General features: G+C 62.9%; 11 protein-coding genes. 2 read left to right on the top strand and 9 right to left on the bottom strand.

All coding sequences use genetic code 11. The features are described 5' to 3' along the window. Positions 1-491 precede the first annotated feature (491 nt). The 6 genes from trpC to rpe form a co-directional block, all read right to left on the bottom strand. On the bottom strand, positions 492-1298 hold the full coding sequence (gene trpC / locus JL474_RS16645; protein WP_203142956.1) for an indole-3-glycerol phosphate synthase TrpC: 807 nt from the start codon (positions 1296-1298) through the stop codon (positions 492-494). A gap of 15 nt (positions 1299-1313) precedes the next feature. After that, on the bottom strand, positions 1314-2342 hold the full coding sequence (gene trpD, locus JL474_RS16640; RefSeq protein WP_123636335.1) for an anthranilate phosphoribosyltransferase: 1029 nt from the start codon (positions 2340-2342) through the stop codon (positions 1314-1316). A 27-nt stretch (positions 2343-2369) separates the two neighbouring features. Continuing rightward, entirely contained in the window at positions 2370-2975 is a 606-nt protein-coding gene (locus tag JL474_RS16635) for an aminodeoxychorismate/anthranilate synthase component II (protein WP_123636336.1), read from the bottom strand. 10 nt (positions 2976-2985) lie between these two features. Continuing rightward, positions 2986-4473, bottom strand: a complete 1488-nt coding sequence (gene trpE / locus JL474_RS16630) for an anthranilate synthase component I (protein ID WP_203142955.1) — start codon at positions 4471-4473, stop codon at positions 2986-2988. A 237-nt stretch (positions 4474-4710) separates the two neighbouring features. Beyond that, positions 4711-5394 carry a phosphoglycolate phosphatase gene (locus JL474_RS16625; RefSeq protein WP_203142954.1) on the bottom strand — a complete coding sequence of 228 codons (684 nt, stop codon included), beginning with the start codon at positions 5392-5394 and terminating at the stop codon, positions 4711-4713. After that, positions 5391-6068 carry a ribulose-phosphate 3-epimerase gene (rpe, locus tag JL474_RS16620; protein WP_203142953.1) on the bottom strand — a complete coding sequence of 226 codons (678 nt, stop codon included), beginning with the start codon at positions 6066-6068 and terminating at the stop codon, positions 5391-5393. Before rpe ends, JL474_RS16625 begins: the two co-directional genes overlap by 4 nt. A gap of 86 nt (positions 6069-6154) precedes the next feature. Between rpe and JL474_RS16615 the strand changes: the two genes are divergently transcribed. After that, positions 6155-7198 carry a DUF3530 family protein gene (locus JL474_RS16615; RefSeq protein WP_203142952.1) on the top strand — a complete coding sequence of 348 codons (1044 nt, stop codon included), beginning with the start codon at positions 6155-6157 and terminating at the stop codon, positions 7196-7198. A gap of 5 nt (positions 7199-7203) precedes the next feature. On the opposite strand, the gene JL474_RS16610 is transcribed toward JL474_RS16615, so the two are convergent. Genes JL474_RS16610 through JL474_RS16600 form a run of 3 tightly spaced genes read right to left on the bottom strand, consistent with a single transcriptional unit; the run spans position 7204 to position 9664 of the window. Further along, positions 7204-7962 carry a DnaJ domain-containing protein gene (locus JL474_RS16610; RefSeq protein ID WP_203142951.1) on the bottom strand — a complete coding sequence of 253 codons (759 nt, stop codon included), beginning with the start codon at positions 7960-7962 and terminating at the stop codon, positions 7204-7206. Further along, positions 7959-8645 (bottom strand): N-acetylmuramate alpha-1-phosphate uridylyltransferase MurU, encoded by a 687-nt coding sequence (gene murU / locus JL474_RS16605; protein WP_203142950.1) that lies wholly within the window; start codon positions 8643-8645, stop codon positions 7959-7961. Before murU ends, JL474_RS16610 begins: the two co-directional genes overlap by 4 nt. Positions 8646-8647: 2 nt before the next feature. After that, the gene (locus tag JL474_RS16600) at positions 8648-9664 is read right to left on the bottom strand and encodes an aminoglycoside phosphotransferase family protein (protein ID WP_203142949.1); all 1017 of its coding nucleotides are present in this window, start codon (positions 9662-9664) and stop codon (positions 8648-8650) included. Positions 9665-9860: 196 nt separating this feature from the next. Here JL474_RS16600 and JL474_RS16595 point away from each other — a divergent pair, with 196 nt between their 5' ends. Then, a complete protein-coding gene (locus JL474_RS16595; protein ID WP_407944065.1) occupies positions 9861-12239 on the top strand; it encodes an LPS-assembly protein LptD in 2379 nt (792 codons plus the stop codon). Positions 12240-12289 lie beyond the last annotated feature (50 nt).

Genomic DNA, 12289 nt, shown 5'->3' with positions numbered 1-12289 from the left:
CCAACCCCCAGCACCAAGCAAACAATGGCTCCCGGCGGGCCACATCTTGCTGACTGGGCGAAATCTTGCCTGCGCCAAGACAATAAATCCCAGGCCAGAGCCGGAAGGAAAACCAGAAAGGGACCGAACACAGCGACCACCCGCCAAAGTCCAACCGAAGCGGGGCACCGGCGGGGCTGGAGCAGGAGACAGGGATGTCTCCGACCGGATTAGGCGGTCAGGGAAGACCCTCTAAGACGGCGTAAGCCCTGCCGGTGCCCCGCTTCTGCCCCGAGAATCCAGTCTTATAAAGGCCAAGGTCCGACAAAATGCTGTAGGGGAACCGAACTCAAGCCAGAAGCCCTGGACACCCTCCGCTTCCGCCGCCTCCGAGGGTCATTCCTGACCGCCGGATGCGGCGCGGGCCGTCCTGTCCCGCTGCGGAAGCGGAGGGTGCCCAGGGCTTCGATCCAGGCTCGCGATAGCGCTGGAAAGGGCTGGGGGAGAGGAAGTTAGAAGAACAGTTCCTGCAGTTTTGCACCTGGATCCGGTGCGCGCATGAAGGATTCGCCGACCAGGAAGCCGTAGATGCCGTTGTCGGTCATGGCCGTGACGTCGTCGCGGGTCAGGATGCCGCTTTCGGTGATGGTCAGGCGCTCGTCCGGGATGCGCTTGTGCAGTTCGAAGGTGGTGTCCAGTGACACCTCAAACGTATGCAGGTCGCGGTTGTTGATGCCTACCAGCGGCGTGTCCAGCGTCAGCGCGTCATCCAGTTCCTCGCCGTTGTGGACTTCCACCAGCACATCCAGGCCGATTTCGCCGGCGATGCCTGCCAGTTCCTGCATCTGGTCCTTGGTCAGGCAGGCTGCGATCAGCAGGATGCAGTCGGCTTCGATCATCCGGCTTTCATAGATCTGGTAGGGCGCGACCATGAAATCCTTGCGGATGACGGGCAGGCTACAGGCCCGACGTGCCTGGGCCAGATAATCTTCGTGACCCTGGAAGAAATCGTGATCGGTCAGTACCGACAGGCAGGCCGCGCCGCCCGCCTCGTAGCTCTCTGCAATGGCGGCCGGCTCGAACGGGTCGCGAATCACGCCTTTGCTGGGCGACGCCTTTTTCACTTCTGCGATGACGGCTGGGGACGACTTCTCGATCCGCGCGCGAAGAGCGTTGGCAAAGCCCCGGGCTGCCGGCTTATCAGCGGCCCGGGCACGCACGTCGGCCAGCGGCTGGCGACGTTGGCGGTGGTCGATTTCTTCCCACTTGCGATCGACGATGCGGCGCAGGATGGTCGGGGTGCGGTCGGTCTCAGTCATCGGTGCAAATCGCTCTCAGAAACAGTGGGAAAAGTCGGCCAGTTCGGTCATCTTGCCCTTGGCCAGACCGCTGCCGATGGCATCCAGTGCCAGCTCGACGCCTTCCTGCATGGTTTTGGCAATGCCCGAGACGTAAATCGCCGCGCCGGCGTTCAGGGCAATCAGATCCCGCGCCTTGTCGGCATTTTCACTGTGACCGGTGCCAAACGCCGCATTGATCAGGTTCAGCGACTCTTCCGAGCTTTCCACGGACAGGCCCAAAAGGCTCTGGCTCTTGAGGCCGAAGTCTTCCGGCGAGATGTCGTACTCGGTGATCTGGCCGTCTTTCAGTTCGGCCACGTGGGTCTTGTTGGCGAGGCTGATCTCGTCCAGCCCATCTTTGGAGTGAACCACCATGATGTGCTCGCTGCCGAGGCGATTCAGTACCTCCGCCATCGGGCGGCACAGGCGTTCGGTAAAGACGCCGATCACCTGGCGTTTGACGCCCGCCGGGTTGGTCATGGGGCCGAGGATGTTGAACATTGTCCGCATGCCCAGCTCTTTACGCGGTCCAACGGCGTGCCGCATGGCGCTGTGGTGGGCCGGTGCGAACATGAAGCCGACGCCGATTTGTTCAATGCATCGACCAACCTGTTCCGGCGTCATTTCCAGGTTGATGCCCGCCTTTTCCAGCAAGTCGGCGCTCCCGCTGCGGGAGGAGACCGCGCGGCCGCCGTGCTTGGCGACGGTGCCGCCGGCCGCTGCGACAACAAACGCGGAGGCAGAGGATACGTTGAACAGATTGGCACCATCACCGCCGGTGCCAACGATATCCACCAGGTAGTCGGCGTTGATGGTGACCTTGGTGGCCAGCTCGCGCATGACTTCCGTGGCGCCGGTGATTTCGTCGATGGTTTCGCTCTTCATGCGCAGACCCATCATCAGGGCGCCGATCTGGGCGTCCGTCGCCTCGCCGTTCATCACGATGCGCATCACCGATTTCATTTCCTCGGTGGTCAGGTCCAGGTTCTCAACGATGCGGTTCAGTGCAGCTTTGATATCCATTGCAGTCTCTCTCTGGTCCTTATGCGCTCAGGCCGCTTTGGTCGGGGCCGTGGACGGGATTCGCAGGAAATTGCGCAGCAACTCGTGGCCCTGCTCGGTCATGATGGATTCCGGGTGGAACTGGACGCCTTCGATCGGCAACGTCTTGTGGCGTACGCCCATGATCTCTTCCACCGAACCGTCGCTGTTGCGGGTCCAGGCGGTGACCTCCAGGCAGTCCGGCAGGCTGTCCTTGTCGATCACCAGGCTGTGATAGCGCGTGGCTTCCAGCGGGTTGTTGAGGCCGCGGAACACGCCGGTATCCGCATGGAAAACCGGGGACGTCTTGCCGTGCATCACCTGACCGGCGCGGATGACGTTGCCGCCGTAGACCTGGCCAATGGACTGGTGGCCCAGGCAAATGCCCAGGATCGGCAGCTTGCCGGCGAAATGACGAATGGCTTCCATCGAAATGCCCGCCTCGTTCGGCGTGCAGGGGCCCGGGGAAATAACCAGCCGCTCGGGATTCAGTGCCTCGATCTGCTCGACGGTGATCTCGTCGTTGCGATACACGTGGACATCCGCGCCCAGCTCGGCGAGGTACTGCACCACGTTGTAGGTAAAGGAATCGTAGTTGTCGATCATCAATAACATGGTGCAGCCCTCAGCGGTCGAATTCGTTCAGTGCCATGCCCACCGCGCGGAAAATGGCGCGGCCCTTGTTCATCGTCTCTTTCCATTCGAGACGGGGCACTGAATCGGCGACGATGCCCGCGCCGGCCTGGATGTGCAGGGTGTCGTCCTTGATGACCGCGGTGCGGATGGCGATCGCTGTGTCCATATTACCGTTCCAAGACAGGTAGCCGACAGCGCCGCCGTAGACGCCGCGCTTGACCGGCTCCAGTTCGTCGATGATCTCCATGGCGCGGATCTTCGGGGCGCCGCTGAGGGTGCCCGCCGGCAGGGTGGCGCGCAGCACGTCGATGCAGGAGGTGTCCGGCTTCAGCCGGCCGGTCACGTTGGAGACGATGTGCATCACGTGGGAATAGCGTTCCACCGCCATCTTCTCGGTCAAACGGACGGTACCGGTTTCCGAGACGCGACCGGCGTCGTTGCGGCCCAGGTCGATCAGCATCAGGTGCTCGGCGATCTCTTTGGGATCGGCCACGAGTTCCGCTTCCAGCGCACGGTCTTCGGCTTCGGTGGCGCCGCGCTTGCGGGTGCCGGCAATCGGACGGACGGTGACCTGCTCGTCTTCGACCCGCGCCAGGATTTCCGGCGAGGACCCGACGATGTGGAAATCCTCCAGATCGAGGAAATACATGTACGGCGACGGGTTCAGCACCCGCAGCGAGCGGTACAGGTTCAGTGGCGGTGCCGCGAACGGGATCGACATGCGCTGGGAGATGACCGTCTGCATCACATCGCCGTCGAGCACGTAGTTCTTGATGGTGTCGACCGCGTCCTTGAAGCGATCCTCGGTGAAACCGGAGACGAAATCCGTCTCGTCCACCTGAGTACCGCGCAGCGCTTCCGGGGTGACCGGGGCGTCCACGGTGCTGTGGTGCAGCTGATCTTCCAGCGCATCCAGCCGCGCTTCGGCATGCGCCAGCGCGTCGGCGTCTTCCGGGTTCACGTGGACGATCAGGTGCAGCTTGCCGCGCAGGTTATCGAAGACCACCACTTCATCGGACACCATCAGCAGGATGTCCGGCGTGCCCAGCTGATCCGGCGGGCAGGTGGCCGCCAGACGCTTTTCGATGTAACGCACGGTGTCGTAGCCGAAATAGCCCACCAGGCCGCCGTTGAACAGCGGCAGTTCCGGCAGGTCTGGCGAATTGAAGCGCGCCTGGTACTGCTCGACGAAATCGAGCGGATCGTCGCTGGTGGTTTCCTCGATGACCTCGCCGTCACGGGCGATGGTGACGTTGTTGCCCTCAACCCGCAGGATCTCGCGGCAGGGCAGGCCGATGATCGAGTAACGGCCCCATTTTTCGCCGCCGGTGACGGATTCAAACAGGTAGGTATACGGCCCCGTGGCCAGTTTGATGTAGGTGCTGAGAGGTGTGTCCAGATCGGCGAGGACTTCGCGTTGGACAGGGATGCGGTTATAGCCGGCCTGGGCCAGGTCGGCGAACTGTTCGGGCGTCATGCTCTGGTTTCCTGAAATCTGATCTGCTCAATTCCCCACCGGATGCCAACACACAAGGCCCCGTGGAGTCGTTCAGGCAAGCGCGGGTACACGTGCGCTCACCGGGCTGACAATCAGCCGGTGCGCCATCGCCACCATCGAGTTGCGCGTGTGCTGAGCACGTTGCGCGCTTTTGCAGTCAGTTTCAGTCCCCGCACGGCAGGAAGCTCCATCAAAAACGTTCAATCTGCGGTGAGGTTACAAAAGCTCCACCAGCGAATCAACCACAATATCGGCGCCCATCTCGTCGATGCGTCCCCCGTAGTTGTATCCATAGCGCACGGCGACCACCGGAACGCCGGCGCGCTGGGCGGCTTCGATGTCGTTGATGGAGTCGCCCACCATCAGGGTGCGGCCGGCATCGCCGTCCAGTTGTTCGATGGCGTGATGCAGCTGGGCCGGATCGGGTTTCTTTACCGGCAGCGTGTCGCCACTGATGGCCACGTCGAACCAGTGCGCCAGGTTCATCTTCTCCAGCAGCGGACCGGTGAAGGCCGTCGGCTTGTTGGTCACCACCGCCAGTCGGCCGCCGGCCGCCTTGGCGGCTTTCAGGAAGGGCTCGACGCCGTCATAGACGCGGGAAAGCCCGCCGTTGAGATCGGCGTAGGCCTTGAAAAAGAGCGTCTGGGCATCGTGAAAATCGGCGTCGCTCAGGGCCGGGCCGTTTTCGTGATCGAACCGGTCGGCCAGGGCGCGGCGAACCAGAATCCCCGCGCCATTACCCACCCACTGGCGGACCTTGTCCGCACCTGCAGGCGGGCGACCCAGGCCTTCCAGCATGGCGTCGATCGCCGCCGCCAGATCCGGCGCGCTGTCCACCAGCGTGCCGTCCAGGTCAAACAGGATGGTGTCCGGCCACTGGCCATCGAAGAACTGCTTCATACGGAACGCGCCAGCTTGATCTGCTCGTGCATGGCGTCGATGGTGGTCTTGTAGTCTTCGGTGTTGAAAATCGCGGAACCGGCCACGAACGTGTCCGCACCGGCCTCAGCAATTTCGCGGATGTTATCCACTTTCACGCCGCCGTCGATTTCCAGGCGAATCGCCTTGCCGCTGGCATCGATCCGCTTACGGGCCTCGCGCAGTTTGTCGAGGGTGCCCGGGATGAACTTCTGGCCGCCAAAGCCCGGGTTGACCGACATCAGCAGGATCATGTCGATACGATCCATCACGTGGTCGAGGTAGTGCAGGGGCGTGGCCGGGTTGAACACCAGACCCGCCTGGCAGCCGCCGTCCTTGATCAGTTGCAGGGAGCGGTCGATGTGCTCGGACGCTTCCGGGTGGAACGTGATGTAGGTGGCGCCCGCGTCGATGAACATGCGGATCAGGTCGTCCACCGGCTTGACCATCAGATGGGCGTCGATCGGTGCGGTGACGCCGTGCTTGCGCAACGCTTCGCAGACCATGGGGCCGATGGTCAGGTTGGGAACATAATGGTTGTCCATGACGTCGAAGTGGACAATATCGGCACCGGCGGCCAGGACGTTATCGACTTCCTCGCCCAGTCGGGCAAAATCGGCTGACAGGATCGAAGGGGCGATCAGATCGGGCAACATGAGTTGATCTCTCTCGGGATTCTTTAATGCGAGCGAAAAGGGACTGGTAGTCTATCAGCTTGAACCGAACTATTAGAGGGGTGATTGTGCTTAGGAGTATCCGCAAAGCGCGCTGGGTCAGTCTGGTTCTGTTATGGGCGGCAGCCGGTCTGGCCCTGGCTCAGGACTCGGGCAGTTCCACCAAGGCAACAGACACACCGGCGGATGGCACGGCCGCCAAAGCAGTCGACGCCCAACCCTCCAAGGAGCGCCCCTTCATCTCTACCGGCCAGGACTATCAGGCCCTCGCCGATATGCGGCCTGAGAAAACCGTCTGGCTGGATGCGGGCGCCAATGGCCGGGTGGTCGGGTTGCTGGAACAGGAGCAGCAGACGCCGGCGATGGGGGCCATCCTGATCCTGGCGGATGAAGGGCAGAGTGCCGATGCCGCTCTCGCTGGCGCCCTGCGGGATCCCCTGGCCCAGGACGGTTGGGCCACCATGACCCTGGGCCTGGTGGCGCCGCCGTATCCGCTGGTGCAGGCGCGCCATGAAAATGGCCTCGCGAGTCAGGCGGTGCCGTCTCCGGAAAAACCTGCAGACAGCGGCGCAGCCGATGCCCAGGACAAGGCCGAGGACAAGGCAAAACCCGGCGCCGGAGGCTCGGGCTCGATCATCGATGTGCTGTCGAGCACGGATCTCGATCAGATCCGCAAGGACTATCAGGATAAAATCAGCGCCCAGATCAATGCGGCGGTCAGCCACCTGCGGGGTATGGGGTATCAGCGGGTGGTGCTGTTGGGTGTGGGCCGTGGTGCGCGGGAAATGGTCGGTCAGGCCCTTCGCGGCGCTGGCGCCGGCAGCGGCGAGCCGCAGATGCTGGCCTGGGTGACACCCGTGCTGCAGTCGTCGGATCTGGACTCGGTGGCAAAGGCGGATGCCGGCCAGTTGCGTGTGCTGGACCTACGCTCGAGTCTCGTGAATACCGAGCCCATGCACGACCAGAAAGCGGTGATCCATCGGGGTGGCTTTCAGGGCTATCAGCAGCAACGGGTCTCGATCGATCGTCATCCGGGCCGGGACGATGCCGGTCTGGTGGCCGGTCGGGTCAGCAGTTGGCTGAAACAGACGCTTGAGCCGGATGCGGAATAACGCGGTCAACCGCGAGCCCGTTCCCGCTTCTTGATGATTTCCCAGGCCTGCTGGTAGCGCAGCAGGCGCTCCTTGGCCTGGGCGTACTCGGCGTCGCTCAGGCCGGTGCCCAGTTTGTCGGGGTGGCACTCCGAAACCAGCCGGCGGTAGGCGCGCTTCATGTCTTTCAGGCTGGTTCGGGCCTGGACGCCCAAGAGCTTGCAGGCCTCATCGTAGGAAGACGGCGCCGGCCGGAGTTCGGGGCGCGCCCGACGGTTATGGCGGGCGTAACTGTCCAGCACGATGTCCATGGCATCCACCGGCAGACCGGTACGATCGACGGCATCCTCACAGCGATAGCGCCGCTGCTTGCTGGGCGCGCCCTGAAGCTGGGTCGCATGGCCCAGGCAGAACAGGATCACCAGCGCCGGCTCCGGATTGAGGCTGTTCTGCAGACGCATGCGCAGCCCTCGCGAGCCGGGCAGCTCGCTCACGTCCTTGCCCCGCTGGAATTCCCGGATCGCACGTCGGCGCTGCGCGGGGGATAGCTTCAAGGCACGCATCAGGCTTTCGGCAAAGCGGATGTCCTGCTCGCTCACCCGGCCGTCGGCTTTGGCCACGTATCCCAGGAAGAAAAACAGGTGCTTCCGTGCCCAGCCGGGCAGAGAGGTGCGCTCCAGCAACGTGGTCGCCTCATGATTGCTTGCGCTGAGGACGCTGAACAGCGTGTTGAAGCTTCGTTCCAGGCGACCGGACAGGCCCGTTGGGGCGGATGAGGCGCTCACGACGGGGAATCTCCGTTCTCTCGCAGTTGCCGGTCCAGGCTCGCCAGTCGTTCCGGAGTCCCGATGTCCTGCCAGTCGCCGCGGTGATGGACGCCTGCGACCCGGCCTTGCGCCATGGCCTCCCGTAACAGTGGGGCCAGCTTGCGATAGCCCGGTTCCAGCGTTTCGAACAGACTGCGATGGAGCAGGCTGATGCCGCTGAAGGTCAGGCGCGGGCAGCCGTTGTCGAAGACGCGTCCAGAGTCACTCAAATGAAAGTCGCCGTCGGGATGCTGGGGTGGGTTGTCGGTCAGTACCAGCACGGCCTGGTCGCCGTTGGATGGTTGCAGGCTGGCGAGATCGAAGTCGCACCAGATGTCGCCGTTGACCACCAGGAACCAGTCGCTGTCGCCGGTGAGGTGGGGGAGCGCCTGGCGGATGCCGCCGGCGGTTTCCAGGGGCTCCGGTTCCGGCGAGTAGTGAATCCGCACGCCGTATCCATGGCCGTCACCAAGTGCCGCCTGCAATTGGTCACCCAGCCAGGACGGATTGATGACCACGTCGTGATAGCCGGCCTTCGCCAGTTTCTCGATCTGGTGCTCGATCAGGGCCTTGCCGCCGGCCTGCAGCAGGGGCTTGGGCGTCTCCAGCGTCAGCGGCCGCATCCGCTCGCCCTTGCCGGCGGCGAGTATCATGGCTTTCACGGTCAGGCCGCCTGCTTCTCGAGGAGCGGGATCACCCGGTTTGCCAACCACTCGTAAAAATGGCGCAGGGCCGGTTGCCGGTCGCTGGCTTCCAGCAGGTAATTGACGGTTCGCGGAATATCCTCGAGATAGCGTCGCTTGCCGTCGCGGATGGCCAGTCGGGCAAAAATGCCGGACGCCTTCAGATGGCGCTGCATGCCCATCAGTTCCACCCACTGGCGGAAGGTCTCCCGGTCGGCCTGGTGCAGACCGGCATCGCGGGTCAGCAGCCGGAAATCCTCAATCCAGCGGGCAATGTTTTCTTCTGGCCAGTGGATATAACAATCCTTGACCAGCGACACGAGGTCATAGGTCACCGGGCCGCGTACCGCATCCTGAAAATCGATGACGCCCAGATCCACGTTGTCACCCAGCACCAGCAGGTTGCGGGAATGGTAATCGCGGTGCACCGGCACTTCCGGTTGCGCCAGGGCGGCTTCTTTCAGGAGCGCGAAGGTGGTCTCCAGCAGACAGTGTTCCTGGTCGGTCAGCTCCAATCCCAGGTGTTGAACCAGCAGCCAGTCGCGGAACAGCGCCATTTCCCGGTCAAGCAGGGCGGCGTCGTAGGGCGGCAACGGGTAGTCCACCGGGTCGGCTGTGGCCTGGATGTGGCTCAGGGCCTTCAGGGCCAGGCCGTACAGGTGATCCACATTGTCGTCGTTCAGGTGGTCCAGCAGCAGCTCGTCGCCGAAGTCCTCCAGCAGCAGGAAACCCTGCTCCCGGTCCTCGGCATGAATGGCCGGCACATGGATGCCTTCGGCATGCCACTGGCGGGCGATGGCCACGAAGGGGGCCACGCCTTCCTTGCCCGGTGGCGCGTCCATGACAATGAACGGACGCGGTGCGTCGGCGTCGGGCTGGCCGGTCACCCGGAAATAGCGACGGAAACTGGCGTCGCCGGAAACGGTCTCAGGGTGGGCCTGGCGGAAGCCGGGCTGCTGGCGCACCCAGTCGGTCAAAGCGGTGAGTCTGCTGTCCATGAAAGTCGTCTTGTCGATTGGGAAAGGCCCGTCACAGGGCGATGGACTCAATTCCCGGAAAATATCAGAAGGCCGGGTTGGCGGCAAAAGGGCCGTGCCTCCGTTTGCCGGCCCGTTGCCGCTTGCGTCGTTAACAAGGGTGGCCCGGGCGTGTAAACTACCGGCGGCCTTCAAGACAGTACGGGATCCGATTATCGTGCCATTGCACCGTTCTTCCAAATCGCACCTACGCAATAGCAGTGGCCCGCTGTGGATTGGCATCGCCGCCTTGCTGACATCCGCCCAGGCATCCGCCCAGAGCGCCGCCGAAATTGACTGGCGCCCCCGCAGCGAACTGCCCGAGTCCCGACTGGCCACCCTGCCGCCGTCCTGCAGCGGCGCCTACGTGCAGCCGGACTTTGGCGACGACAGCTCGCCGTTATTCGGTGCCGGTACCAGCAACACCGACCTGCCCATCGAAGCCAGCGGCCTCAACGCCCGCTATGAAATGGACTCCCAGATGACCCTGGAGGGCGACGTCAAGCTGCGCCAGGGCACCTTTTCGGCCAGCGGCAGCCGCGCGCAATACAACCAGACCACCGGCGAGATGAGGCTGAACGGCCCGATGGTAAGCCGCGGGCAGGGCTTCCTGCTGACCGGTGACAACGCCCGCTACGATGCCAACAGCGGTGAACTGCAGGTCAATTCCGCGACCTTCCTGATTCACCAGGCGGAAATGCGCGGCAGCGCAGGCTTCCTGTCGCGGCCTTCGGAAAACATCGTTGATATCCAGGACGGCCGGCTGACCACCTGTTCGCCGGAGAGCAACGCCTGGGCGATCGTGGCCTCGGACATCGAGCTGGACCGGGCCGAAGGCTTCGGCACGGCGACCCACGTGCGACTGGAAGTGGAGGACATTCCCGTCTTCTACTGGCCCTACATCACCTTCCCGATCGACGATCGCCGCAAGACCGGTTTCCTGTACCCGACCTTCGGTACGTCCAACACCGGCAGCGGCATGTTCCTGTCGGTGCCGTATTACCTGAACCTGGCGCCCAACTACGACGCCACGCTGACGCCGCAATACATCAACGGCCGCGGGCTGTTTACCGAAGCCGAAGGTCGTTACCTCAGCCAGTATGGCGAATCGGTCCTGCAGCTCGGCTATATCAACAACGACCAGTATTTCAAGGATGAAAATCCGGGGGAAGGTGGTGAACGCTGGGGACTGGATTTCACCAGTCGTGCCCGCTTCGGCTCTGGCTGGAACGGCTACGCGGATTACTCGGTGGTCTCCGACAATGACTACCTGAGCGACCTCAACCGTTCGCTGGATATCAACGAGGCCACGCACCTGACCCGCCGGGCCGGTGTTCGCTACAACAGCCCGCACCAGTATTTCGAAAGCTACGTCTACGGCTACCAGACCATCAAGGACAGCATCAGCGACGCCCAGAAGCCCTATGCCCAGTTGCCCGAAGTCATATACGGCGCGGACTACGAATGGGGCGTGGCCCAGGCCGCGGTGGAATCCCAGTACACCTATTTCTACCGGGACAACGACAACCTGACCGGCATCGACAGGACCAACGGGCATCGCCTGCGGGTGGCGCCGGAACTGGCTCTGGATTTCCGTGAGGTCTGGGGTTACTCGCGACCGTCCGTGACGCTGGATTTCACCGAGTATCAGCTGGAAGACTACGACCTGCGTGACGACAACCAGATCAGCCGATCCATCCCCATCTACGAGTGGGACAACGGGCTTTATTTCGATCGCCGCGACACGCTGTTCGACATTCCCTACAACCAGACTCTCGAGCCGCGGCTGTACTACGTTTACTCCAAATACGAAGACCAGAGCGACATTCCGGACTTCGATTCCGGCCTGAAGGATTTCAGTTTCGACTCGCTGTTCTCGCCCAACCGTTTCAGTGGCGGCGACCGGATCGCCGACAACAATCGTCTGACCGCGGCGGTGACGACCCGGTTCAATGACCTGAACACCGGTCTGGAACGGGCCCGTTTCAGCATCGGCCAGGTCTATTACTACGACGACCGGCGGGTGAGCCTGGACGGGCAGGGCGCCGATACCCGCAGCGATTCGCCCCTGGCGGGTGAAGCCGTGGTGCGGCCGACCGAAAACCTCGACCTGCGCGTGTCCGGCCTGTGGGATCCCCGCGAGCGGCGCACCGAAGAGGGCCGCAGCCAACTGGTTTATCACTCGGCGGACTACCGTTATCTGGCGACCCTCGGTCACACCTACGATCGCGATGATTTCGAACAGATGGATATCGGCGCGGTTTTTCCTGTCACAGACAACATCAGTCTGATCGGCCGCTGGCTGTATGACGCCGAATCGGACCGCACCGCCGGCTCCCTGGCCGGCTTCGAGTACACCGCCTGTTGCTGGAGCTTCCAACTGGTCAGCCAGAGCTACCTGACGAGTGACCGCGAACTCGACCACCGCATCCTGTTCCAGATCCAGTTGAAAGGGCTGGGCGGCAGTGGCGGGTCCAGCGACCGTGTCTCGGATGCGATCTACGGATTCAGCGAGCGCGAGAAGCGGATCTTCGGTCAGAAAGGTTCAACCTATTGAGATCAGTCTGAGCCGGTCCGAATGGACCGGTTCGCCATTTGAAAACTGAG

This window comes from Marinobacter mangrovi (genome assembly GCF_016798325.1).
Taxonomy (GTDB): domain Bacteria; phylum Pseudomonadota; class Gammaproteobacteria; order Pseudomonadales; family Oleiphilaceae; genus Marinobacter_A; species Marinobacter_A mangrovi.
The sequence above is the reverse complement of the archived record's forward strand: the minus strand, read 5'-3'. Positions and strand labels throughout refer to the sequence as shown.